This is a genomic window from Synechococcus sp. MIT2312 (assembly GCF_059772315.1).
The window spans coordinates 355,671-376,299 of sequence record NZ_CM186281.1; the positions used below are offsets into that span (position 1 = coordinate 355,671).

30 protein-coding genes are annotated in these 20,629 nt (G+C 57.0%); 14 read left to right on the forward strand and 16 right to left on the reverse strand.

The window, feature by feature from the left end; all coding sequences use genetic code 11:
* Positions 1 to 101 precede the first annotated feature (101 nt).
* Entirely contained in the window at positions 102 to 611 is a 510-nt protein-coding gene (locus AC6EI9_RS02320; RefSeq protein WP_498468877.1) for a hypothetical protein, read from the forward strand.
* On the opposite strand, the gene AC6EI9_RS02325 is transcribed toward AC6EI9_RS02320, so the two are convergent.
* The 4 genes from AC6EI9_RS02325 to AC6EI9_RS02340 form a co-directional block, all read right to left on the reverse strand.
* Positions 584 to 1,504: a DMT family transporter gene (locus tag AC6EI9_RS02325; RefSeq protein WP_498468878.1), complete on the reverse strand. Its 921-nt coding sequence runs from the start codon at positions 1,502 to 1,504 to the stop codon at positions 584 to 586. The two genes, AC6EI9_RS02320 and AC6EI9_RS02325, sit on opposite strands and share 28 nt — an antisense overlap.
* 81 nt (positions 1,505 to 1,585) lie before the next feature.
* Complete coding sequence (locus tag AC6EI9_RS02330) at positions 1,586 to 2,278, reverse strand: ATP-binding cassette domain-containing protein (RefSeq protein WP_498468880.1); 693 nt, start codon at positions 2,276 to 2,278, stop codon at positions 1,586 to 1,588.
* A gap of 2 nt (positions 2,279 to 2,280) precedes the next feature.
* On the reverse strand, positions 2,281 to 3,441 hold the full coding sequence (gene devC, locus AC6EI9_RS02335) for an ABC transporter permease DevC (protein ID WP_498468881.1): 1,161 nt from the start codon (positions 3,439 to 3,441) through the stop codon (positions 2,281 to 2,283).
* Positions 3,442 to 3,451: 10 nt separating this feature from the next.
* Positions 3,452 to 4,444 carry a hypothetical protein gene (locus AC6EI9_RS02340; protein ID WP_498468882.1) on the reverse strand — a complete coding sequence of 331 codons (993 nt, stop codon included), beginning with the start codon at positions 4,442 to 4,444 and terminating at the stop codon, positions 3,452 to 3,454.
* Between the two features lie 120 nt (positions 4,445 to 4,564).
* Here AC6EI9_RS02340 and dnaG point away from each other — a divergent pair, with 120 nt between their 5' ends.
* The gene (gene dnaG / locus AC6EI9_RS02345; protein ID WP_498468883.1) at positions 4,565 to 6,667 is read left to right on the forward strand and encodes a DNA primase; all 2,103 of its coding nucleotides are present in this window, start codon (positions 4,565 to 4,567) and stop codon (positions 6,665 to 6,667) included.
* Here dnaG and AC6EI9_RS02350 read toward each other — a convergent pair.
* Both AC6EI9_RS02350 and AC6EI9_RS02355 read right to left on the reverse strand, forming a co-directional pair.
* Positions 6,586 to 7,599 carry a DUF7005 family protein gene (locus tag AC6EI9_RS02350; RefSeq protein WP_498468884.1) on the reverse strand — a complete coding sequence of 338 codons (1,014 nt, stop codon included), beginning with the start codon at positions 7,597 to 7,599 and terminating at the stop codon, positions 6,586 to 6,588. The genes dnaG and AC6EI9_RS02350 overlap by 82 nt on opposite strands.
* Positions 7,600 to 7,664: 65 nt before the next feature.
* Entirely contained in the window at positions 7,665 to 8,432 is a 768-nt protein-coding gene (locus AC6EI9_RS02355; protein WP_498468885.1) for an SDR family oxidoreductase, read from the reverse strand.
* A gap of 97 nt (positions 8,433 to 8,529) precedes the next feature.
* Here AC6EI9_RS02355 and AC6EI9_RS02360 point away from each other — a divergent pair, with 97 nt between their 5' ends.
* The 7 genes from AC6EI9_RS02360 (at position 8,530) to AC6EI9_RS02390 (ending at position 11,238) form a co-directional block, all read left to right on the forward strand.
* Entirely contained in the window at positions 8,530 to 8,787 is a 258-nt protein-coding gene (locus tag AC6EI9_RS02360) for a hypothetical protein (protein WP_498468886.1), read from the forward strand.
* On the forward strand, positions 8,787 to 9,083 hold the full coding sequence (locus AC6EI9_RS02365; RefSeq protein ID WP_067097922.1) for a hypothetical protein: 297 nt from the start codon (positions 8,787 to 8,789) through the stop codon (positions 9,081 to 9,083). Before AC6EI9_RS02360 ends, AC6EI9_RS02365 begins: the two co-directional genes overlap by 1 nt.
* A gap of 130 nt (positions 9,084 to 9,213) precedes the next feature.
* Positions 9,214 to 9,345, forward strand: a complete 132-nt coding sequence (locus AC6EI9_RS02370; RefSeq protein ID WP_413439737.1) for a hypothetical protein — start codon at positions 9,214 to 9,216, stop codon at positions 9,343 to 9,345.
* A gap of 190 nt (positions 9,346 to 9,535) precedes the next feature.
* Complete coding sequence (locus tag AC6EI9_RS02375; RefSeq protein ID WP_498468887.1) at positions 9,536 to 9,706, forward strand: DUF4278 domain-containing protein; 171 nt, start codon at positions 9,536 to 9,538, stop codon at positions 9,704 to 9,706.
* A 326-nt stretch (positions 9,707 to 10,032) separates the two neighbouring features.
* Positions 10,033 to 10,434, forward strand: coding sequence for a hypothetical protein (locus AC6EI9_RS02380; RefSeq protein ID WP_498468888.1), 402 nt, complete (start codon positions 10,033 to 10,035; stop codon positions 10,432 to 10,434).
* Positions 10,431 to 10,559 carry a hypothetical protein gene (locus AC6EI9_RS02385; protein ID WP_498468889.1) on the forward strand — a complete coding sequence of 43 codons (129 nt, stop codon included), beginning with the start codon at positions 10,431 to 10,433 and terminating at the stop codon, positions 10,557 to 10,559. The genes AC6EI9_RS02380 and AC6EI9_RS02385 overlap by 4 nt, the downstream gene beginning before the upstream one ends.
* A 367-nt stretch (positions 10,560 to 10,926) precedes the next feature.
* Positions 10,927 to 11,238 carry a hypothetical protein gene (locus AC6EI9_RS02390; protein ID WP_498468890.1) on the forward strand — a complete coding sequence of 104 codons (312 nt, stop codon included), beginning with the start codon at positions 10,927 to 10,929 and terminating at the stop codon, positions 11,236 to 11,238.
* A gap of 74 nt (positions 11,239 to 11,312) precedes the next feature.
* Here the strand turns inward: AC6EI9_RS02390 and AC6EI9_RS02395 are convergent, their stop codons facing one another.
* Positions 11,313 to 11,870: a phytanoyl-CoA dioxygenase family protein gene (locus AC6EI9_RS02395; protein ID WP_498468891.1), complete on the reverse strand. Its 558-nt coding sequence runs from the start codon at positions 11,868 to 11,870 to the stop codon at positions 11,313 to 11,315.
* Positions 11,871 to 12,196: 326 nt separating this feature from the next.
* On the opposite strand from AC6EI9_RS02395, the gene AC6EI9_RS02400 reads away from it, so the two are divergent.
* Both AC6EI9_RS02400 and AC6EI9_RS02405 read left to right on the forward strand, forming a co-directional pair.
* Positions 12,197 to 12,424, forward strand: coding sequence for a hypothetical protein (locus tag AC6EI9_RS02400; protein WP_498468892.1), 228 nt, complete (start codon positions 12,197 to 12,199; stop codon positions 12,422 to 12,424).
* A 206-nt stretch (positions 12,425 to 12,630) separates the two neighbouring features.
* Complete coding sequence (locus tag AC6EI9_RS02405; RefSeq protein WP_498468893.1) at positions 12,631 to 13,035, forward strand: hypothetical protein; 405 nt, start codon at positions 12,631 to 12,633, stop codon at positions 13,033 to 13,035.
* A 153-nt stretch (positions 13,036 to 13,188) separates the two neighbouring features.
* Here the strand turns inward: AC6EI9_RS02405 and AC6EI9_RS02410 are convergent, their stop codons facing one another.
* From AC6EI9_RS02410 to AC6EI9_RS02425, 4 genes are all read right to left on the reverse strand, one after another.
* A complete protein-coding gene (locus AC6EI9_RS02410) occupies positions 13,189 to 13,401 on the reverse strand; it encodes a hypothetical protein (RefSeq protein WP_498468894.1) in 213 nt (70 codons plus the stop codon).
* A 71-nt stretch (positions 13,402 to 13,472) separates the two neighbouring features.
* Positions 13,473 to 13,643: a high light inducible protein gene (locus AC6EI9_RS02415; RefSeq protein WP_498468895.1), complete on the reverse strand. Its 171-nt coding sequence runs from the start codon at positions 13,641 to 13,643 to the stop codon at positions 13,473 to 13,475.
* Positions 13,644 to 14,436: 793 nt separating this feature from the next.
* On the reverse strand, positions 14,437 to 14,736 hold the full coding sequence (locus tag AC6EI9_RS02420) for a hypothetical protein (RefSeq protein ID WP_498468896.1): 300 nt from the start codon (positions 14,734 to 14,736) through the stop codon (positions 14,437 to 14,439).
* Between the two features lie 429 nt (positions 14,737 to 15,165).
* The gene (locus AC6EI9_RS02425) at positions 15,166 to 15,330 is read right to left on the reverse strand and encodes a hypothetical protein (RefSeq protein WP_498468898.1); all 165 of its coding nucleotides are present in this window, start codon (positions 15,328 to 15,330) and stop codon (positions 15,166 to 15,168) included.
* A gap of 197 nt (positions 15,331 to 15,527) precedes the next feature.
* Between AC6EI9_RS02425 and AC6EI9_RS02430 the strand changes: the two genes are divergently transcribed.
* Together AC6EI9_RS02430 and AC6EI9_RS02435 are read left to right on the forward strand one after the other, a co-directional pair.
* Positions 15,528 to 15,710 (forward strand): hypothetical protein, encoded by a 183-nt coding sequence (locus AC6EI9_RS02430; RefSeq protein WP_498468899.1) that lies wholly within the window; start codon positions 15,528 to 15,530, stop codon positions 15,708 to 15,710.
* A gap of 130 nt (positions 15,711 to 15,840) precedes the next feature.
* Complete coding sequence (locus AC6EI9_RS02435) at positions 15,841 to 16,212, forward strand: hypothetical protein (RefSeq protein ID WP_498468900.1); 372 nt, start codon at positions 15,841 to 15,843, stop codon at positions 16,210 to 16,212.
* A gap of 12 nt (positions 16,213 to 16,224) precedes the next feature.
* On the opposite strand, the gene AC6EI9_RS02440 is transcribed toward AC6EI9_RS02435, so the two are convergent.
* The 4 genes from AC6EI9_RS02440 to AC6EI9_RS02455 form a co-directional block, all read right to left on the reverse strand.
* A complete protein-coding gene (locus AC6EI9_RS02440) occupies positions 16,225 to 17,130 on the reverse strand; it encodes a DUF481 domain-containing protein (RefSeq protein WP_498468901.1) in 906 nt (301 codons plus the stop codon).
* Positions 17,131 to 17,183: 53 nt separating this feature from the next.
* Positions 17,184 to 18,458, reverse strand: a complete 1,275-nt coding sequence (locus tag AC6EI9_RS02445; protein WP_498468902.1) for a Y-family DNA polymerase — start codon at positions 18,456 to 18,458, stop codon at positions 17,184 to 17,186.
* 5 nt (positions 18,459 to 18,463) lie between these two features.
* A complete protein-coding gene (locus AC6EI9_RS02450) occupies positions 18,464 to 18,907 on the reverse strand; it encodes a LexA family protein (protein ID WP_498470135.1) in 444 nt (147 codons plus the stop codon).
* An 82-nt stretch (positions 18,908 to 18,989) separates the two neighbouring features.
* Entirely contained in the window at positions 18,990 to 19,682 is a 693-nt protein-coding gene (locus tag AC6EI9_RS02455; protein WP_498468903.1) for an SGNH/GDSL hydrolase family protein, read from the reverse strand.
* Between the two features lie 99 nt (positions 19,683 to 19,781).
* On the opposite strand from AC6EI9_RS02455, the gene AC6EI9_RS02460 reads away from it, so the two are divergent.
* Complete coding sequence (locus tag AC6EI9_RS02460) at positions 19,782 to 20,174, forward strand: DUF8680 family protein (RefSeq protein ID WP_498468904.1); 393 nt, start codon at positions 19,782 to 19,784, stop codon at positions 20,172 to 20,174.
* 20 nt (positions 20,175 to 20,194) lie between these two features.
* On the opposite strand, the gene AC6EI9_RS02465 is transcribed toward AC6EI9_RS02460, so the two are convergent.
* Positions 20,195 to 20,629, reverse strand: coding sequence for a 23S rRNA (pseudouridine(1915)-N(3))-methyltransferase RlmH (locus AC6EI9_RS02465; protein WP_498468905.1), 435 nt, complete (start codon positions 20,627 to 20,629; stop codon positions 20,195 to 20,197).

A 20,629-nucleotide genomic window follows, 5' to 3' on the forward strand; every position in this document is an offset into this window, starting at 1 on the left:
AGGTAGGGCGATCTCGGGTTCAGTCGGAAGCGTGTGTTTCAGGGGTCGAGCTGCCGTTAGCCTTGTGCGGCACCCCCGCTTGATCGCTCTGAACATCACCAATGATTGACATCCAGGTCAGCGAGATTTCAGATTTCCATGGGCCTGATCGTGCTCTCCACTATGCAGTGATTCAATCTCTACACAGCGCGAGCAGGCTGCTTCTGTCCGTGTTGCTGGCGTGTCTGATCAGTCTTGGTTTGACCTCCTGTTCACTTGGCGATCGTCCGCCTCGCGCAGTGATTCTCAGCGCTCTGGGCCAGCAAATTCAGCTCACCCAGAGTGCAATCGCCCAGTCCTTGGATCTTGAGGCCTCCGGGGCTCCAGAGGTCACCAGGGTCCGCCTTGAGGAGCAAGAAAGTCTGAGCATTGGTGATCAGAACGGCGTGCATCTGATCGGACGCTTCGATTGGCGACTGCCTGGAGATGCTGTCAAGGTCGATAGTCCTTTCGAGCTGTTTCTGGAGCGAGGTGAACGCGGCCAGAGCTGGCGTCTGGCGTTGCCGAGTGGTTCCGATGACGGCAGTTCGCAGACCTGGATCACTTATCCACTGGCCATCGACCCGGCCTGACGTTGCTTGGCGCTGAGGCTGATCAGCGTGGCGCCGAGCACGCAAAGCGCCCCAACGATGACGGTGCCGGTGACCGGTTCAGCGAAGATCAACACACCCCAGAGGGTGGCGAACACCACTTGCACGTAATTGATTGAGGTTGCGCGCGCCGCAGGGAGCGCCGCCAGGCCTTCGGTCAGCCAAACCTGCCCAATCTGCGTGAGCAGACCAACCCCCAGTAACCACAGCCAGTCGCTTCCCGTCGGCAGCACCAGATTGTTCACCAGTAACGGCAACGTCGCCGGGACGGAAACGAGCGGGAAATAGAACACGATCACCAGAGGATGCTCCCGCACAGAAAGCTGGCGCACGCTTACGTAAGCGAGTGCCGTTAACAGGGCTCCGCCAAGTCCGATCAGTGCTGAGAGCGGTGGAAGTCCCGCCATCGACTGTCCTGCCCATTCGGGCTGCACCACAAGCAGGACACCGAACAGCCCCAGCAGGATCGCCAGGCTGATGCGCTTGCGGATCGGTTCCCGCAGCAAGGCCCAGGCGCAAACCGTCGTGAGGGTCGGGTAGGTGTACTGAAGAAGGGTGGCTGCGGCCAGAGGCAGGCTGGAAATGGCCTGGAAAAACATCAGCAGTGCGCCAGTGCCGAGCACCCCTCTCACCAGCAGCAATCCCCTCTGGTGGCCCCAGGGTGACACTCCCAGTCGCTTCAACATGGTGACCGTGATCGCGAGGCTGATCAGCGATCGAATCAGAACGACCTCAGCCACGGGTAAGCGACCTCCGAGGTGTTTGACGCAGACGGTCATCAGGCTGAAGGCCAATGCCGCTCCGACCAGACTCACGCAGGCCTTCCATTCCTCAGGGGACTGCGATCTGCGGAAGATTGTCAGCAGGCCTCGCATGCACCGTTCTGCACGCTAGTTCTCAACGATGCCACCGCAGCTGTTCCTGATCGAGCCCTGTGTTGGAACATCAGGGCGGGCTCATTCCACCAGCGAGCCCTGTTCGAGCTTCACGATCCGATCGGCGATGTCGAGAATTTTGTTGTCGTGGGTCACCATCACGATCGCGGTTTTGTTGTCACGGGCCAGGGTTCTGAACAGATCCACCACATCGCGTCCGGAGTCCTTGTCGAGAGCGGCTGTGGGTTCATCAGCAAGCAGCAGCTGGGGTGAAGCGGCAAGTGCTCTGGCGATCGCCACGCGTTGCTTCTGCCCACCCGAAAGTTTCGAAGGGAAGTACTCAAGGCGTTCTCCCAGACCCACCTCTCCAAGCACCTCGTTGCAGCGATCATTCATGGCTGCCTGGCCTTTCTCCAGCCATTCAGGGACAACCTCCAATCCAAGCCGAACGTTCTGTTGAGAGTTGAGATATGGCATCAGATTGTGAGCCTGAAAAATAAACCCCACTTTGCGGCGCAGTCTTGTGAGATTGGTCTTCGATGTTTGCCGCAATTCCTCATTGAAGATCCGCAGACTGCCATCTTGCGCCGAGCGCAATCCACCAACCATTGTCAGCAATGTGGTTTTACCTGATCCGGAAGGACCAAGAAGAATGGTGATCTCACCTGGTTGAACGGTGAGGTTGATTGACCGCAACACCTGTTTGCGTTGATCTCCATCTCCGAACCAGTGATTCAAATCCCTGATTTCGACCAGTGGCGTTTGTTCAGTCATGATCAGAACACATCCGCCGGATCAAGGCGTCTTAATTTTGCTGTGGCCAGCCAGCCTGAGCCTGAACAAAGCAGCAGGGTTGTGGTGAACACCAGCACCGCCCGACTGAACGACATCACCACCAGCAAGCCTGTCGCTTGCATCAGAATTCTGTAAAGCAGGGCTGAAACAATCAGGCTCGGCAGAAAAGCCAGGCTCGCAAGAATCACCGATTCCTGAATGATGATTGCCACGACGAACCGATCGTCATATCCCATTGCTTTCATCGTGGCGTATTCACTGATGTGTTCACCCACTTCTGAATACAGAATCTGGTAAACAACAATTCCTCCAACGCTGAATCCCACAAGAACGCCAAGTCCGAAAATCAATCCGAAGGAGGTGTTGCGTTTCCAGTGCTCCACTTCGCGTTGCTGAAGCTCCTCCACGGTGAGGACCTGCAGCGAGGGCCCCAGAACTTCATTCAGTCGGCTTTGAACATCGCTGGCATCAGCTCCGGATTGAAGTTGAACCACTCCGATCTGAATTTCATCGGGATCACGCTCCGGGAAAAGCGTTTGGAAATTGCTCGTTGAAGTGATCAGATTGATATCGGCCGCGAAGGTCAGGCCCAGTTGAAACAACCCGTTCACGTTGGTGCGTTGACCATTGAGTTCAGTGTTGAAGGACTGACCTTGCTCAAGGCGAGCAGTCACTGGTCCGGCTGATGTTTTGGAGGCCTTGTCGAACAGAACGCCACCTTGCAGTTGCAGTGACGTCCGCTGTGCTGACAACTCCGGAAGCATCAGCGCCGGATTGCCCGGGTCAACGCCCATCACCAGTGCCTGGGTTGATTCCTGAGTCTCCGGGTTCAACCACTGCAGTTTTCCCAGCCGCAGAGGACTGACTCCACGCACGCCCTGAAACCCGAGGACCTGCAACAACCGTGATCTGGAGAAGCCAGCGGGTTCTCCGAAATTGGTGTACCGACGTGGGATCACAGCAAGAGAACCGTGGAACTGTTGAATCGGTCGTTTCTGGCTGTCGTAGAGCCCCCCGGAGAGACCGAGCTGGAAAAACACCAGCACGTTGGCGAACCCCACTCCTGCCAGAGCCGCTGCCAAACGCAGAGGACGGTGGGACAACTGAAGCCAGGCAATGGGGGTGCGCTTGATCAGTTTCACGACACCACCTTCAGGGCTGCTTGGGTCTGATACGTCGCTGCTCGTCCGTCAGCGGGTCGAACAGGACGTTCACCTGGAGATTGTTGATGCGGCTCGCAACGGCGAGGCTTTCTTTGGGGAGGGCAAGCTTCACTTGCACGACCCGCTTGTCGACCATGTCGCCGGCCTCTCCAGTCGCCACGCTCTGACTGCTGATCTGTTGAGACATTTCGGTGACTGTGGCTTTCTGACTTCTGCCGGGGAAGCCGCTGGCCGTGATGGTGGCCGTTTGCCCGGGACGAATCTCAGGAAGATCGCTCTGATAGACCTCGGCAATCACTCCCATCCTGGTGGTGTCGCCCATCAGCAGTAGTCCGTCTTCGCCGACGCGGTCTCCTGGTCGGGCCAGAATTTCAAGAATGGTGCCTTTGGACGGGGCTTTGACCGTCGCCTGGTCGAGGTCAGCTTCGGCTTGCTTCACCTGAGCCTGCTTGACGCTCACATCGGCCTTCAAGGTCATCTCGTTGCCGATCGCCTCATTGAGCTGTGCCAGGGCTGAATCCGAATCGGCCTGAAGCGCTTCATGGCGTTGAAGACTCGTCGCGCCGTCCTGTAAGAGCTGCTTGCTGCGATTTGCTTTGGCCTGCGCCTGTCGTTGTTCAGCTCTGTAGCGGTCAATCACTGAGCGTTGAGCATCCAGTCCCCGTTGTGCGGCGATGACCTCGGCCTCTGCCTTGGTCAGATTTGCTTTGAGGACGGACTGAGTTTCGAGTACGGCGAGGGGTTGACCCTGTTCAACGACCTGCCCCTCCCCCACCAGCAGCTGACGAATGCTGTCGTTGCTGAGTGAATTTGGAAGACTCACCTTGAGGATTCCGTCGAGAGGCTCGATCCTGCCCAGGGCAGACACCTGTCGGGGTTGAACACTTTCCGTTGCAGCGGTCTGCTTCTCAGCAGCGCCGCATCCGCTCAGGATTGCAGCGGACAATCCCAGAGCGAGAAGCAGGGAGGATCCCTGGTTCATGGTTCCCCGGCCGTTGATGGGATCGTATTGAGCCCCTTTGGGATTGTCATCACTGGGTGCGCCACGTCTGAAGCAGCTATTGCGATCGACGGGACGCGCGGTTTCTCGCAGAATGGTCTGATGGTCAGCCCCCGACTTCACCCACGCACCATCGAGGCCGTCAAGGAACGCGCCGACATCGTGGATGTGGTCGGAGAGCACGTGGTGCTCAAGAAAAAGGGGCGTGAGTTCGTCGGAATCTGCCCGTTCCACGACGACAGCAAGCCGTCGATGACGGTGTCTCCCGCCAAGCAGTTTTACTACTGCTTCTCCTGCGGCGCAGGAGGAAACTCCATCAAGTTCCTGATGGAGTTTCAACGTCAGAGCTTCAGCGAGGTGGTGCTTGACCTTGCCCGCCGATATCAACTGCCGGTGGAGACCGTCGACGGTCCTCAGCAGGAGAAACTCAAGCAACAGCTGTCCCGCCGCGACAAGCTGCACCGAGCGCTTGCACTGGCCTCCGGCTGGTTCCGTGCACAGCTCAGAACTGACGCCGGTGCTGATGCACTTCGCTATCTGCGGGAGACCCGCGGCCTCAGCGAAACCACCCTCGATCAGTTCGAGCTGGGTTACGCACCCGATCAGTGGGATGGCCTGCTCAAGCATCTGCAGCAAGTGGAAGGATTGGCCCCGGAACTGCTGGAGGCCGCAGGACTGGTGGTTCCCCGCAAAGGGGGGAACGGTTTTTATGACCGCTTCCGCCATCGGGTGATTGTTCCCATCCGCGATCGTCAGGGACGGGTGATCGGGTTCGGTGGCCGCAGCCTCGATGGCAGTGAGCCCAAGTACCTCAACTCGCCTGAAACGGAGGTGTTCGAGAAGGGCAAGCACCTGTTCGGACTTGACCGGGCTTCATCCGCAATCCGCAAGGACGATCGTGCTGTTGTGGTGGAGGGCTACTTCGATGTGATCGCCCTGCATGCGGCAGGCGTCACCAATGCGGTGGCCTCTCTGGGCACCGCTCTCAGCAGTCAGCAGATCACCCAGCTGTGCCGGTGCAGTGATGGCAAGCGCATCATTCTGAATTTCGATGCTGATGGCGCCGGTGTGCGCGCCGCCAACCGAGCGATCGGTGAGGTGGAGCAGCTGGCACTCCAGGGGCAACTGGAGTTGAGGGTTCTGCACCTTCCATCCGGGAAGGACCCTGATGAATTTCTCAAGGAGCATGGCGCCGGCGATTACCGCGCTCTGCTGGATCAGGCGCCGCTCTGGCTCGACTGGCAGATCGAACAGGTGCTTGAGGGCAGGGATCTCAGTAAGGCGGATCAGTTTCAGCGTTCGGTGGCTTCGCTGGTTGCGTTGCTGGGCAAGCTTCCCCAGTCCGCCATCCGCACCCACTACATCCAGCAGGTGGCCGAGCGCCTCAGCGGTGGGCAGGGGCGTCTGGCTCTGCAGCTTGAAGACGACCTTCGCCAGCAGGTTCAAGGTCAGCGTTGGCACGGCCGTTCCAACCGACATGAAAAGGCTGGTGAAGCCTCCCAGCGTGAACGTTCAGAAGCTGAGATCCTGCTGCTGTATCTGCATTGCCCGTCCCATCGGGCTGGCATCCGCAAGGAACTGAGGAGTCGGGAGCTCGAGGATTTCGCGCTTCAGCATCACCGTCTGCTCTGGTCTGGCATCACGGATCTGGAGGAAGGCAATCTCGGCAGTGTGCGTCTGGAAGCGATCAGTCGCGGTGAGGATCGCGGCGATGAACTGGCAGATCTCGATCTGCCCCGACTGCTCACGGATCAGCTCCTGCTGGACAACAGCGATCTGGTGACGCGTCTGACGCCATTGCTTGAACCGGGCGAACTGCAGCGTGTTGCGTTGGCTCGGCCGATGGATCAGCTGCGCGGCACGGCAGCGATGCTCGAACGTCAGAAGAGCCATAAACGCTGCCGGCATCTGCTGGAAGCCTGGACTGGTCAGCGTCTGCAGACCCTGGAGCGTTGCATCGCCGTCTTGATCGAGCAGGAGAAAGAGGAGCAGTCAGCTCCGGCTGTTGAGATGGAAGTCGACATGGAGCAGCGCATCCACACCATGTTCGAAGACCTCAACGCTGAAGCCCTGCGTTTTCAGGAGCTCTATTACAGCGAACGTCGACACATCCAACATCTCGATCAACAGCGCTGTGCCGGGTATGAGTCGCACACCAATTCTGAGGACACCAGTTCTGAGCCTGCAGCCTCCGTCAACGGTTGATTGAGCTGCCCGCGGACCAGTCGTCCCAACAACGCCATCGAGTGCCCTGGCCAGCGCTGCTCGTCCAGCAGCCTTTCCAGTTCGCCCACACGTTGGAGTGTGAGCTGAAAGGCCTGATGATGCTGTTTCGGCTCAAGCGTTGAGACGTAGACATGAGCCCTGGCCTGTGTTTCTGGTACTCCCTCGATCGAGAGGCCCAGACCTCTCCGGAACAGATCGGCATCGAAGTGCCCAAGCGCTGCCGTCATCCCCATGGCATCGGCGACGATCTCGTCGTAGAGATTGATGCGCATCTCACCAACCAGCCTGCGGCAGGCGATATGGGTGAGTTCATGTTCCAGCCTCCAGGTCTGCGACAGGTCGAGCCAGCGTTCCATTGGTGGCTCACCCTGAATGGTTTCCACTGATAGAGAGGCGTAGGGAGCTCGGTGTAACAGGAGGATCTGGCATCGCGCTTGCACGCCCAACTCACGGATCAAACCCCAGTGGATCAGCCCTGAAATGGCCTGAGCGTGCACAGTGGGCTGAATCGGAACCGCTTCACAGCGGTGCGCCAGACAGCGCACTGCCAGCACGAAATCCTCATGGTTGCGGAACGTCAGTACCGGAACGGCACCGGTCGGATGCTGCGCGATGGAGATCGTCGTTCCTGAAGGGTCATGCAGGACCGGTGCCAGTTCCAGATCTTCGGTCTGTGCAAGCTCTCCTCGCATCACCAGCCGTTGATAGGCATCGCCACTGTGAACGTCGACTCCAGGCTGCAGTAGCAACTGCGGCAGCAGCTGACGAAGATCCTCCCAGCATGCATTCGGTTCTCGCTCCGCCAGCCAACGCTCCCACCATCGTTCCCGGTCATCGGCGGGGACCGGCAGATCCGGCCAGCGGGCATCCGCATCCTTGAACCTGCGGCAGTACTCCTCCAGCGTTTGCATGGGTTGCCGACATCGCTGCCCCGTGTCTAGCCATGCCGTTCAGCAGGACGCTCCGTTCTGAGAGCTCAGCGACCCATCCAACCGCCATCCACGACCAGTGTCTCTCCATGCATGTAGCGCGAGGCATCACTGGCCAGAAACACCACCGGACCGCGCAGGTCATCGGGTGATCCAAGGCGACCGGCGGGAATGCGTTCGAGGATCTGTCTGGATCTCAGTGGATCCGACTGCAGCACTTCGGTCATGTCTGTCTTCACGTACCCAGGTGCAATGGCGTTCACCCTCACGCCGCGTCCGGCCCATTCATTGGCCAGTGAGCGCGTGAGGTTGGCCAAGCCGGCTTTGCTGGCCGCATAGCTGGCCACATTCAATCCACCCTGATCACTGAGCACGGAGGCGGTGGAAATGATGCTGCCCTTGCCGCGCTCCAGCATCAGCGTCCCGATCCTGCGACTCACTCTGAACGCTGCACTGAGGTTGACCTCCAGCACCATGTCCCAGAGCGCATCGCTGTGTTGCTCTGCCGGAGACCGTCGCACGATGCCGGCATTGTTCACCAGCACGTCAATGACTGGATGCTGGCTCAGAACCTGTTCGAGCACGCGGTCGACGGCATGGCGGTCGCTGAGGTCGCAGCGAAAACCAGAAAATCGACGGCCACGCTTCTGAATCGCGTCTCCCACCTCACTGCTGTCGGGGTTGAGCGAGGCGCTGATTCCAACAATGTCGGCTCCTGCTTCGGCCAGTGCATCCGCCATGGCCTGACCAATCCCACGCCGGCATCCCGTGACCAGTGCCACCTGACCATCAAGTCTGAACAGCGAATCCTGCATCGTTCTGCACGTCCCTCAAGTCCCATTCTTGAGTGTCTAAGCACTGGGCAGTTCCTAAGGTCGGAGTCATGATCAACACGGTCGTTCCCCGTGTCCGATGTCTGAATTCTTCGAAGCGTTCTGGCATGGGGAGGGCATCGGTGATGGCGGTGACCTGGAGGAGGCTCTGCAGGCTTACGTGACCGTCAAGCCCGACGACAACGACTGGATAGCGGCCTGTGCCGTGAAGGAGGCGGCTCCGCGGATCGAGCGCTTTACGTCATTCGAGGCTTACCTCGATAACCAGGATCCTCTGGATGTGATCGAGGTTTCGCCGCAGATGATTGTGGTGGCGATTGAACAGCTGCCTGTCTGATGTCTCATCCATCTGTTGATTTCGCGGCCAGCGCACCGGTGAACGATCTCTGGCCTGCTCTGGTGGAGCGACTCGGTCTTGAACGATCGCAGCGTGCTGTCCGGCAGGCCCTTGATCTTCAGGCCATGCAGGGCAGTGCTGCAACGTTGCCGGTGTTGTTCTGCGAGACCTGTGGCCTGGCTCTGGCCAGCACTGACTTGCTGCGTGAGCAAACTGGATTGAATGGCCATGGCGATAATTTTGTGCTCTTGTTTTCCTCCAGATCCAATGCGGTGCAATTGGTCTGCCCTGTCTGAGCAGAGACTTGAAGCGTTCTAAAAAACCAGCGACTCTCTGCGTTGAAATGCTGAATGGTTAGGGCTCACTGATATCACTGGCGATCGGGGATGAATTGAGCCACCACGGAGATGAGTGAACTGTGATTTGATGGCCCGCAAAATTCAGCTGCCACTGTCGAAAAGCTCCAGCTCCAGCACAGCGGCCTGGGCGGCAATGACCTTTGCCTGCATCACAGCATTGGCGGTTTGGGGCTTGGCGAATGCCTATCCCCACATCTGACCAGACCAGCTGAGTTCCTTTTGCAGGGGGAATTCGTCCGTTTTGTATCCACTTGAACGACCAACCCCTTGAAAGTTGTCTTATAAAAGTTTGTAGCAACAGCTACCAACAACGTTCACCTCTTTTCGGAGAGGCGCAGTTCGATTCAGGCCAAGGAACGGGGACCTGAACTTGCTTCGAGGAACCATCCATGACAACTCTCACTTACAGAGGTCAGACCTACACCCCTCATCACACTGCTGTTCAAAAGCAGAGTGTTGAACTCACCTACCGGCGTGAGCACTACAACGCTCGTCGCCAGCAGGCAGCCCGTGACCTTCACCCCCAGCTGGCTTATCGCGGTGTCCCCTACACAGGGTGATCCAGCCTCGATAGGGCCCATTGCCTCGTTTCGGCGAGGCTTTTTCATTGACGAGATCTGAATCAGTGTCCGGCCCGAGTGCTGGCCTTGAAGAGGAAGGCCGCCCTTCCGGATGGAAAGACGGCCTAAGTCGCTCGTTTGTGCATTGTTCAACCCATCGCTTGTAGAGAAAGGAAGGGTTCGAAGCTTCTGGCTAGAGGCGCCCTGGGGCCATGGGCTCTAGGAGTCGGGTTGTTGTCTCCTGGGGCACCTAGGGCGGTGCGAGTGGAGCGTCGATTGGCGTGGCGCACAAGGTCTGCCGACCAAAGGACCAACCCAGTTGATTGTTGAGACTGTTGGAGCAGGGGCCAGAAGTCAGTCTGCTTCTGCGATCTGCTCAGGTGGAGTGTCGACCAAGGCTGGTTCCTCCGATTGCGTGGCCTTACTTTCCACCTGCAGAGGTGGATCTGGCATCGGTGGAATCACGCATTGCCTTGAACGGCAAAACCTCCAATAGTGAAAGTGATTTGCCCAAGCTCAGATGCAGGCAGGATCTGATGCAGCCATCGATTGATGGCACTCCAGGTGCTGCTGAGTGTGTGTTCATCAGCGACTGCTGTGACGCTGAGGCCTGTCGAACAACCGATGGGGAGCGGATGTCGATGGCCTGCATCGATTGTCCTGAACTGAGGGAAAAGCGGGCTGCCCCTGTTTCCGCGAGGGCTCTCCGAATCACCTGCGCAAGATGAATGTCTACGACCGGACCGTGGCTGAGCTGTTTGTTAAAGAGATCAATCTGCCGCCGGCGATGATCGCCATTGGACATGCCGAGATCGATTGGCGTTTCGGAGACCGGTGTTCTTGGGCCCTATGAACAACAAAACTGCACCGATCAACTCGATTGCTGTTGCGCTCCTTGCTGTTGCTGTCATCTTTCTCGCGATCAAAGAACCCCGCTGCGAGTGCGACAACGACAGGCCATCTGCAGAAATGACAACTGGTCAGCAGGATTCAATGCTGCGCCCTTCAAGAACCGGACGGCAACGAGAACTCCGCAAGTTTTGACCTCCTGCGATTGCACTAGCCAGTGACCTCAGGCATCTGTCAATCCCATTGAGTGATCACTGAGGCCTAACGATTCACTCATGCGGTGAAAGGAACGTCTGATCAGCTCTCAAGCCCCATTGCCCTTCAGGAAACAAGCCAAAACATTCAATAATCAGTCTTATTGATGTTGTTTCATGAAGCAACTTGCTCGATTCAACATTGGTCAATCGCGAATGCTTCTTTTGGCTCGATCAATTTTAACGGTTGCCGTGTTTTCAGGGGGCCTTCAACGCCTTTCTGAATTTCCAGGCCCTTTGTCTCATAAACTCAGCAAAGTTTCAATGCCTCGTATGGAAGACAAAGTGACTAATAGCAATGCTCAGGCTCTGAGTGAAGAGGCTGTCAGTGATGTCAACCCAACAGTTCTCATTGGAGTTTTTATCGCTGTGTGTACATTTTTTATTCTCGCGTCGACCATAGGTTCCGTTGTGGAGAGTTTTTCATGAGATGAAAAAACTCATGATGGACTTGGCTTGATTCAGAGATTTCAGCCACTTGACGACCCTGCCAATGTTTCTTTTCAGTAGGAGGTCGGAAGGGCAGGACCGGGGCCTGGCATGAAGCGAAAGTCAAAGCTGATACGACTCGTGCTTGTTGTATTGATTTTTGAGCCGTGTCCACGATTCACGCCGTCAAAAACCAAAGCCTGCCCCGGATGCATGATCAACGGCTCAAAATCTTTTGCATCAATTTGATTTTCGACCCAGAGGCTATTGCTTCCCCACACATTGGTGAGTGGTACCCAAACATTCAGTCTTCCATCTTCAACGCCAAAGTCTCGATCCTTGTGAAAAACGCTGCTTCCTCTGCCGCAGTAGTGAAAACGAAAGGATGGTGGACATTGGTATGAGTCGATGTTGCCAATATTTCCGATGATGATGTCTGATATGAATTTACGGTAATTCTCGAAAATATCTTCAAAGGCATCAGTTAACTGGTTTGAAGTTGGACTTCTGTTCAGCCTCTTAACCTTGTCTGATGCATGTGCATGTTCCAGGTTTGAAATGCCTAAGACTGCGCATGCCCATTCCTGGAATTGGTATTGACTTGGGTCGTAATTCAGGATTTGTTGCTTCATGAATGTGATTCTATGTGCTGCTTGCTTTCGCTCTCTTGAGGCAGTTTTTTCTTAAATAATGTTGTCATGAGCGCGGTGGCTCTGACTGATGATATCAATGTATGTCTCTATTTTGCCTGTTTGCTTGTCAGTCTGTGTTTTTGTTTTTTGCAGGCATGAGTTTCGAATGTTCCGTCCTGATTGATGATTTTGAATCCGTCTCAGGGTTTTGAACAACAGATCATGGTCGTTTTCCGCGATACCGAACTGCACGGGAGATTTGTCCATCCTTGTTCCCGGGCATGTTGATCAAAGTCTGTTCTTTCGCGAACAGAAGCCCCACTCGGATGAGTGGGGCTTCTGACGTCAAGGCCTGTGTTCAGGAATCAGCAGCACTCGCAGCTGGTGCAGCACTGATCTCCGCCTGCATGTCCATCAGCGCAAGGCTGAGAGCAGAACAGCTTCCCATCTTTTTCGACTGCAGAGTCCGGGGCAACGGTGCAATTGCAGGGCTCACAGGCGCAGATGGGGGTTGGGATCGCCATTGGCAGACCTCATCACTGATGCCTTTCTAGGACAGGTTGAGTTCGGGGCCATCCCCCAAGTGGGTGTTCTTGTTCAGTTGCTTCACTTCTGTGCAGAGACTGCAGGACACGTCGTTCGAGCGTTGGCTTTTGAGGGTGTTCAGGATTTCTACTGATCGCCAGGATGCACGATCACTCGCTGGAGGGATGTGTTCTGCGTCGAGATCGAGGAACCTTGCGCCAACTTGTTTCGGTGAATGGACAGTCTCAGTCGAGTTGTTGTTGGTTCTGCTGTTGGGGCACTGATTGGGGCGGTTCTGCTTCCAGCCGTGGAGGGGCGATTCAACCCTGCTCAGGCCGATCAGGTCTATCTGCGTTGCGATGTCTCCGGAGTGGATGGAACGATCTGGGAAATCACGCTCGATGAGGAGGCCGGCAAGGCTTGGGTTTACAAGCCTGAATTCCGCAGCAGCACGGAATATCCAGCCACGTTCACATCTGAACAAGTCCGTTTTGGGAAAGAGCTGCCCTACACGGGGTCTTACCTTTCCAATGTCTTGGATCGTTCAACCGGTGCTTTGATCAGTGATATCCGCGGTTTGGCCGCTCCTCCTCTGACCGCAAGCTGCGAACTTCAAGCCAAGACAACTCCCATGGCTTGAACGTCAGCTTCCCTGGATTGGGTCATGCGTTGCCGTTTCAATCAGACACCACTGAAGCACCTTCCTCGCAAAGCGATTGTCTCAGGCCAGTGCTTGAATCAGCTTTGATTGTGAGCTCTTCTGGCCGTTGTTGGGATCCCTGTTGAGGGCTTCTCAGCAGTAGCGCTGGTCAGCCCTGCAGAGTTTCTGATTGGCTTGCCAGGCTGGCCACGACTCATCAGGTCTCGGACGCTTGTACATCAACTTCAGCGGCCACAACGCCAAAGTCAACAGCGTCTGCATGCAGATCTTCTCAAGCCATTCGGAGAGATGAATCAACACCTCTGAATCCCGACGTGCAGATGTTCTGTTGAAGAGTTCGGTCATGGTCAACGTACCGATCCCTCAGTCGTAGCTCATGGACCCTTGAAGAACATCAGAACTTCAACCCAATTGGGTCAGCTGAACAGACCAAACACCTGGTCGAGAATCCCTTTGCCAGTGAATGCTTCCACGGTCACTCCGATGGCCAGACCCAGCATGGCCATCCGCCCATTCAGGCGTTCGGTGTAGAGATTGACAGGGTCAGCGGTTGACTGTCTTGGACCCAGTGGTGAATTTGGAGTCAACAAATGGATGAGTTGATCAATTGTTGAGAAAACCTTAAGGACCTCGATCTGTTCTCCGTTGTGCCAAAAGTGCGTGGCGTGTCATTTGTGATGGCTTGTCTGAATCAGGTTGAACACACCGTCTGCCTCAGGGCACATCAATCGTTCCTGGAGCTGTCCCAGGCGTGGGCTGGGTTGATTAGTCAGACTCGCTCAGTGATGCTGGGCCACCCATGTTCAAGCTCCTTTCAGGTCTCCGAACGCTTCTGGTCTTGATCGTATTGATTGTCTTTTTTGGTGTTAATCCGTGTTTTGCGCAGGAGCATTAGCGTCGCACGCAGGATGTTATCTGTAGCTCATGGGTGGAAGAACGCTTCACGCTATGACGTGATTTGGGAGCACAAACTGGCTTTAGGAGGGGGATGAAAGTCAACTGCCAGCAGCTGCTCCTCTGCGTTTGCAGGTTGCGGTGATGCATGCGACCGATCAGCTGATGAATTGGACTGTGGTTCAGAAGGATTGCATCAAGGTCGATGCCCAGGCTTACAGCGCTGATCAGCTTGATTGCATCCCTCAGCTTTGTCAGGACGCTCGTTATCAGCAGCTGATGCAGCTTGACGTCCAGATGATCAAGGACACTCTTGCTGCGAATGAGAACGATGCTTCGATAATGTTGAAGGCAACTTCAAAGGCAGTTCAAGACGTTCTGCAGTGATTTGTTGATGGCTTTCAATTGCGAATGTTGATCTCTTGTTAATGCTTCAACTCCTCATTATCTTGGCGGCCAGATCTGTGAGCCTGCAGAGCCGAGCTATCACAGTGTGATGTCTGGAGTGATTGTTATGAGTCTTTCCTGTGAAAATGCAGTGCTTGTGAGAATTTGTGAGTTGCTGGAGGCCTGATTGGGCCTGCAATGCAAGTCTTTGTCGATCTCATACAGCAGTGCGAATGCAAACAGCATCACTGCACCACCGAGAAACATCCAGGTTTGTGTCCAGGAATGCGTCGCGTTGAATGTTTCGATATGGATCCAGGAGTCAGTCGTGTTCTTCTCGTTCATGCCGCCACTCTGCATCCTTGAAGCATGGCTCCAGTCCATGTTGATGGCATCCAAGGGGCTGTTGCCCGTAGTCCCTCGGATGCCAGCGCTTTGAAGTCCGGAATTTGTTCTTCAGCTGTTGGTGTGGGGCGTTCCGCGTGTTCCCGGATACACGGGACGGGCCAGCAGAGTGAGCGGTTTAGAAGCCTCTGATTTCTTCTGTTGCGTTGCGTTCTTCTCGATTGAGGGCATAGCACCAAAAGCGGTTCTTTCAGGTGTAACCCAGGTCGACCCTTTTGCGCACCTGGCTGAAGCCTCAGGATTAATCCTGACTTGCTGGGATGGCGCGTCCTGCAGGATTCATGGTCGGTGGGCCTGATTGCAGGATGTCTTTTCGTCGATGCCAACGTGACCGTTGCTCAGGTTTGCACTCTGGTTATTGCAACGCATCAAAAAGGGAGGCTGGGGTCAGCCTCCCAAGGATTTGAAATGGTTCTGAGGAGCTCAGGCCACCGAAATGCTGTAAGGAGCGGCTGGATAGCTTGTTGGCATTGGATCAATGCTGCCGTTGGACATGGCCTTTGCGCGTCGATACATCTGGCTGTCAGTGGCGCCTTGCTTTTCCATGGCGGAGGCAATGACGGCCCAGTTGCGGATTTCGTTAGTCATCTGAACGAGCGAAAAAAGATCAACGAAACCATCGCGAAATCCTGTTGTTATCCGTGACGGAGATATCCGCACTGTTTCGGCTCGCGAAAAGCTCAACAGCGACCTAACGTCCCTCTCGAAAAATGGATACCGCTGCCCCTGCTACGTCAAGACAGCTGCAAAATTTGTAATAATTTCTCAATCTTCTTGCGTGTTCCATGAACGAATCTGTTGCCACCTTCTCGTATGACTTGAACGCTCTGCGGTTGGAATACAAGACAACCTGCGATGCACTGCGTAACTGGCCGGGCGGCGATCCCAACGAACAGGACTTCCTTGAATGCAAAAAGCAGGAGATTTTCCGGGCCCTGGCGGAGCAGTCACTGCAGCTCACGGTTTAAGCACTCTGATGTTGCCGGTCTCGCATCGGAAAGATCGCCCAACACGGGTTGCGACAGAGAGGGGTTAAAGCTCCTGACTCGATGACTGCCCGGGTTCGTTCTGGCATTCCAGACCCGTCCTTTGATCTCCATGTTGGCAATTGTCCGGTTCGCGCAACGGCTGTTGCTGCAGCATGTCTTCAGACGTTGTTGTTCCGTGCACCGTTTTTTGATTGGCCTTGCTGCTGCTTCTTGTCTTTGTGCTCCACCGATGATGGCCATCCCGGCCATGGATGATCTGGAGCTGAGATTGCAGGGTGAAGCCAAGGGTTGGCTTGACGCCACTTGCACCTATTACGGGTTGGGATGGCTCACTCCCGATCAGGGAAGGAAGGCCTTGAAGCGTCTGACGTTGCTGCTGGAGGCGCATTACCTCGACCCAGAAGAAACAGAGCGGGCAAAATCCCTGGCATTGTCGAGAGATCCGCAATGCAAAACCATCTGGCCGGAATCGTCTCAATGACGTCTGCTCAGGTCAATCCAGCTTCACGCCCATCTGTATGGAGATGTTGTTGTTGATTTTCGGACTGCGCAGTTCGTTGTAGATCGTTTGGCCGTTCAGGGATGTGAACAGGCGCTGATTGTTCATGGGGAAGACTTTCAGCGCGATCGAAAAGATGTTGTTGGTCGAGATTCCATTGACGTAAGCCCCGGTATAGGTATTGGTCAGCGTGAGACTTGCTGCAGAACTGGGCTTCCATTCCAGTTCAGCTCTCGCTGTTGTTGCTGCGAAGGTCTGTCCGCAGACTGGATCTGTGTTGCATCCATCCCCTCCCCAGATCTGCTCGATGGAGGGACCGAGGGACACGGTGAGCCGTGTTTTTGAAGTTTTGATCAGGTCGTAACCAAGCCCAACTGAGCTTTCAAATGCGTCGGTTCCGCTGAAGTTCAGTGTGTCGTAATTGAAGTGCGCACCTGCATAGGCGTGCAGGCGACCGTTCAAGTTGCGGATGTAGCGCAGTTCAGCATCGCCTTCATTGGTGTCTGTTGAGTTGCTGCTCTCTCCTTCGTCCCGAGAAACCTCATACTGAGCATTCACTTTCAGTGAGACTTTGTCGGGGCCTGAGGTGTAGCTCGTGTCGAGCTGTGCCGTTCCCCCGGCATCGAGATCGTTGTCGGTGTTGGATCCTGTGACTCCGCCGGAGAGACTCAGTTTCCATGGCTTCGGCTTGGGTTCGGGCATCAGCGCCGTTTTCGGGATGCTCAGCCGTCCCAGCACCGGGTGCTGCAGCACCGTTGTGGTGTCTGTGCTTTCGGAAGGGATGAGTTCTCCGTGCAGGGTGTCGCCGTTGCTCAGCTTGAGGGTGATCTGCTCGGCGAAAGTCGCTTTGCCCCCCAGCAGGACAAGCCCCGCAGCAATGATCGGGATTCGCCGCAACACAACCCTTCCGTCGATAGTGGCCAGATTTTTTCATAGAACCCTGTGGCTGCTGTTCAGGCCTGGACCACGGGTACATCGCTCAGTCGTGTTGTGGCTGCACGGCCCAGGCGTTCCCGTCGCATGGACCAGCCGGAATGCAGGCCGCAGGCGGCCCACTGCACGGTGCCTCGTCCATAACGGCGGTTGAGCCCGTCGATGGTGTTCATCAGCGTGTCTCGCCGTTGCAGATGTGCTGCACTGCAGGGCACCAGCAGGTGGTGCTGAAGTTGCTCCGTGTCCTGAAGGTGCTCCATCAGCACCCCGGCCTTGGCGAGCTGACGGTGGGGCTGGAAGATCCGTTCCACCAGTGGAAGCGCTGCGTTCAGCAGCGTCTGGGTGTCGTTGCTGGGCAAGTCCAGATGGGTGCTGGCGCTGCGGCTGTAGAAGGCGGGTACGAACGGACTGGTGCGGGTGTACACGCTTAGGGAGGCTGCGCGCTGCTGCTGTTTGCGCAGCTTTTCCGCGGCGCGCACCACGTAGGTCGCCACAGCTTCTCGCAGCTCCGCCAGGGACGTGATGGGTCGGCTGAAGCTTCTGCTGACACAGGTTTCCTGCTTCGGGGATGGGGCCAGGTCGAGGGGGAGACAGGCATGCCCCTGGAGTTCCCTCTGCAGGCGCAGGCCGACCACACCTGCTTTGGCCCGCAGGGGGCCGCTGGCCATGTCTCGCAGTTCCCTGGCGTTGCGCACACCATGCAGTCGGCACCAGTCCGCAAGTTTGCGGCCGATTCCCCACACGTCTTCGATGGCGATCGTTTCCAGCCAGCGGTCCTGATGGCTGCAGTGCCCGAGATCGAACAGGCCTGCATGGGCGGCCTCCACCTTGGCGAGACGGTTCGCCAGCTTCGCCTGGCCTTTGCTGGCTCCCAGGCCGATGGCGATGGGCAGTCCCAGATTGCGACGGACCAGGGCGCGCAGCTGCCGGCCCCAGGGCCGCAGATCTGCCGTCGCTGGACGACTGATGCGAGCGAAGGCTTCATCGATGGAATACACCTCCAGCTCCTCCACCTGACTCTCCAGAAGGCTCATCAGTCGCTGGCTCATGTCGGCGTAAAGGGCGTAGTTGGAACTGCGCACCACCACTCCGCAGCGTTCCAGTGTCTGCTTGGCCTTGAAATACGGAGTGCCCATGGCAATGCCGAGTGCACGCGCTTCAGCGCTGCGGGCCACGATGCAGCCATCGTTGTTGGAGAGCACCACCACGGGGCGGCCGATCAGGGCTGGATCCAGGCTCTGCTCGCAGGAGGCATAGAAGTTGTTGGCGTCGATGAGGGCGGTGATCTGAGCCATGGCGTTCAGAGGGGGTGAATCACATGGATGGCAACCCCCCAGATCTGCACGTCGTTGCAGGACTCCAGGTCGAGAGGTGGATAGTTGGGATTGGCCGCTTCCAGGCGCAGCCGGCCGTGATGGCGGACCAAGCGCTTGAGGGTGAAGCCGCTATCGAGAACGGCCACCACCACGCGTCCGGGGTGGGGGTCAAGGCTGCGATCCACAACCAGAAGGTCGCCGTCGTGAATGCCGGCACCGGTCATGGAGTCGCCGCTGACGCGCAGGAAAAAGGTGCTGGTGGGATGCCGGATCAGTTGGTCGTTGAGGTCAATCCCCACGTCCACATAGTCCTCCGCCGGAGAAGGGAATCCCGCGGCCACCCGCTCTCCGGCCAGTGGAAGCTGCCTTGGCATTCGCTGGGGGCGCAGGGGTTGCGGTGGCTGGAGAAAGGAACGATCGATCTCCATTGCCATGGGTTCAGCAGGCCGACACGGGCAGAATAGTACAGGTGTTCTATTGTGGCCGCTGGAGGCTGGTTGCGCTCTGTGTTCAGGTTGAGGTGATGAGATCCGCCAGGCCTGAAGCGATTGCGGACTGGCTCTGGCTGTCGAAATGGATCCCATCCAGGGAGGAGACGCTGGCCACGGTCTGAACATCGAAAGCCAGTACCTCCAGTTCATCGGCGAGCTGCAGATAGCGGCTGGCCAGTGCCTGGGATTTCGTGTCGGCTCCCCCGAATCCCCAGGCCAGCGACTGCGCTGTGATCATCACCAACGGCGGTGTCATCAGCACGATGTTGGGGGGCTGGTCGGGCCGCTCGCGCGGCCCACAGTTGAGGGCACTGCGGATGTCATGAATCAGGATGCGGGCGCCATCAGCGATCTGCTCGGCGGACAGATTGAGATAGTCCTTGCAGTCGTTACAGCCCAGCGCAAGGATCACCAGGTTGATGGGTTTGTGACTGTGCAAAGACGTCATCAGGCCTGAGCGGCCGCTGCAGCTGTATTGCGCGCCATATCTGGCTGCTCCGATGGGATCGTCGAGCAGCCAGGTGCGGGAATTGAGACCGTCTTCAATCGTGCGCCAGGCCTGGCCGGATGCACGCCGGTTGAGCTGCTGCTCCAACTGATTCGGCCAGCGAATGTCGTGGGGCAGTCGCCCACCACCGTCGGGGTTGAATCCCCAGGTGTTGGAGTCGCCGAAGCAGAGAATGGTCCTCGGCTCCTGAGCTGGTGCTGTCATGAATGGCGGGCTTTCTGCGCAAATCCAGTTCAGCCATGATCCGGATTCGGCGCCATCGCGGCCTTGACCGGAGAGGATGCGCTGACTGACGTTGTCCTGATGGCTGCTGCTCCATATCTCGTTGCCCTCGCGCTGATCGAGCAGGAGGGGAAGAGGGCTCTGCCGCTGGCCGGGCGTTCCCTGAAGGCTGAAGATGCCGCTGCGGAACAGCCCACGCAGGCGGCCCATTCTCTGGCCCTGGAGTTGCTGCTGCGGCTGTGGCAGCGCAGTGATGAAGGGCCGTTGCGCCGGGCTTGCGGCGTGGAGAGTCTGCTGCTGGTGGAACTGCCGATGGAGTGTCTGCCGGAGGATCTCCCCAGGCTCAAAGCCGACTGGCTCAACAGCGGCGACACCGAGGCCTTTCAGGCCAGTCTTCAAGCCATCTGTGGGCGTGCCTGGACCATGAGCATCGCCAAGTTCGAGCCTGTGGCTCTCAGCGCCTGGCCGGCCTGAGCCTCGTGTTGGTGTTGGTTTTAGGACCGGTGGTAAGGACTTCCCTGCAGGATCGACTGCGCTCTGTAGAGCTGCTCAACCAGCAGCAATCGAGCCAGCTCATGGGGAAAGGTCAGGGGTGAAAGGCTCAGTTGCCAGCGGGCAGAGCTCTTGAATGCATCCGTGAAACCGTCAGCGCCACCGATCACGAAGGCCAGGCGCTCGGAGCCGTAGTGCCGCAGACGATCAGCGAAGTCCACCGAGGTCAGGGTGTTGCCCTGCTCCATCAGCAGCACCGGCAACTCATCAGGACGCAAGGCCTGACGGATCGCTTCGGCTTCCTTGTCACGAGTGCTGTCACGCAGTTCAGTGATGATCAGCCCAGGCAGGCGTTTGAGGTAGAGCTCCACTCCGTCGTGAACCCATCGCTTGCGCACTTTTCCGACCGCGATGATGCGGCATCGGGAGATGTTCAT

Bases quoted from the DNA above. Each gene is read 5' to 3' on its own strand.
- AC6EI9_RS02340 (WP_498468882.1), bottom strand. From the start codon at position 4,444: ATGAACCAGGGATCCTCCCTGCTTCTCGCTCTGGGATTGTCCGCTGCA.
- AC6EI9_RS02435 (WP_498468900.1), top strand. From the start codon at position 15,841: ATGTTGGCAATTGTCCGGTTCGCGCAACGGCTGTTGCTGCAGCATGTC.
- AC6EI9_RS02410 (WP_498468894.1), bottom strand. From the start codon at position 13,401: ATGACCGAACTCTTCAACAGAACATCTGCACGTCGGGATTCAGAGGTG.
- AC6EI9_RS02350 (WP_498468884.1), bottom strand. From the start codon at position 7,599: ATGCAAACGCTGGAGGAGTACTGCCGCAGGTTCAAGGATGCGGATGCC.
- dnaG (WP_498468883.1), top strand. From the start codon at position 4,565: ATGGTCAGCCCCCGACTTCACCCACGCACCATCGAGGCCGTCAAGGAA.
- AC6EI9_RS02320 (WP_498468877.1), top strand. From the start codon at position 102: ATGATTGACATCCAGGTCAGCGAGATTTCAGATTTCCATGGGCCTGAT.
- AC6EI9_RS02370 (WP_413439737.1), top strand. From the start codon at position 9,214: ATGGCCCGCAAAATTCAGCTGCCACTGTCGAAAAGCTCCAGCTCCAGC.
- AC6EI9_RS02465 (WP_498468905.1), bottom strand. From the start codon at position 20,629: ATGAACATCTCCCGATGCCGCATCATCGCGGTCGGAAAAGTGCGCAAG.
- AC6EI9_RS02450 (WP_498470135.1), bottom strand. From the start codon at position 18,907: ATGGAGATCGATCGTTCCTTTCTCCAGCCACCGCAACCCCTGCGCCCC.
- AC6EI9_RS02325 (WP_498468878.1), bottom strand. From the start codon at position 1,504: ATGCGAGGCCTGCTGACAATCTTCCGCAGATCGCAGTCCCCTGAGGAA.
- AC6EI9_RS02460 (WP_498468904.1), top strand. From the start codon at position 19,782: ATGGCTGCTGCTCCATATCTCGTTGCCCTCGCGCTGATCGAGCAGGAG.
- AC6EI9_RS02395 (WP_498468891.1), bottom strand. From the start codon at position 11,870: ATGAAGCAACAAATCCTGAATTACGACCCAAGTCAATACCAATTCCAG.
- AC6EI9_RS02330 (WP_498468880.1), bottom strand. From the start codon at position 2,278: ATGACTGAACAAACGCCACTGGTCGAAATCAGGGATTTGAATCACTGG.
- AC6EI9_RS02455 (WP_498468903.1), bottom strand. From the start codon at position 19,682: ATGACAGCACCAGCTCAGGAGCCGAGGACCATTCTCTGCTTCGGCGAC.
- AC6EI9_RS02385 (WP_498468889.1), top strand. From the start codon at position 10,431: ATGAATGTCTACGACCGGACCGTGGCTGAGCTGTTTGTTAAAGAGATC.
- AC6EI9_RS02390 (WP_498468890.1), top strand. From the start codon at position 10,927: ATGAAGCAACTTGCTCGATTCAACATTGGTCAATCGCGAATGCTTCTT.
- AC6EI9_RS02405 (WP_498468893.1), top strand. From the start codon at position 12,631: ATGGACAGTCTCAGTCGAGTTGTTGTTGGTTCTGCTGTTGGGGCACTG.
- AC6EI9_RS02375 (WP_498468887.1), top strand. From the start codon at position 9,536: ATGACAACTCTCACTTACAGAGGTCAGACCTACACCCCTCATCACACT.
- AC6EI9_RS02360 (WP_498468886.1), top strand. From the start codon at position 8,530: ATGTCTGAATTCTTCGAAGCGTTCTGGCATGGGGAGGGCATCGGTGAT.
- AC6EI9_RS02365 (WP_067097922.1), top strand. From the start codon at position 8,787: ATGTCTCATCCATCTGTTGATTTCGCGGCCAGCGCACCGGTGAACGAT.
- AC6EI9_RS02425 (WP_498468898.1), bottom strand. From the start codon at position 15,330: ATGACTAACGAAATCCGCAACTGGGCCGTCATTGCCTCCGCCATGGAA.
- AC6EI9_RS02355 (WP_498468885.1), bottom strand. From the start codon at position 8,432: ATGCAGGATTCGCTGTTCAGACTTGATGGTCAGGTGGCACTGGTCACG.
- AC6EI9_RS02445 (WP_498468902.1), bottom strand. From the start codon at position 18,458: ATGGCTCAGATCACCGCCCTCATCGACGCCAACAACTTCTATGCCTCC.
- AC6EI9_RS02400 (WP_498468892.1), top strand. From the start codon at position 12,197: ATGAGTGGGGCTTCTGACGTCAAGGCCTGTGTTCAGGAATCAGCAGCA.
- AC6EI9_RS02430 (WP_498468899.1), top strand. From the start codon at position 15,528: ATGAACGAATCTGTTGCCACCTTCTCGTATGACTTGAACGCTCTGCGG.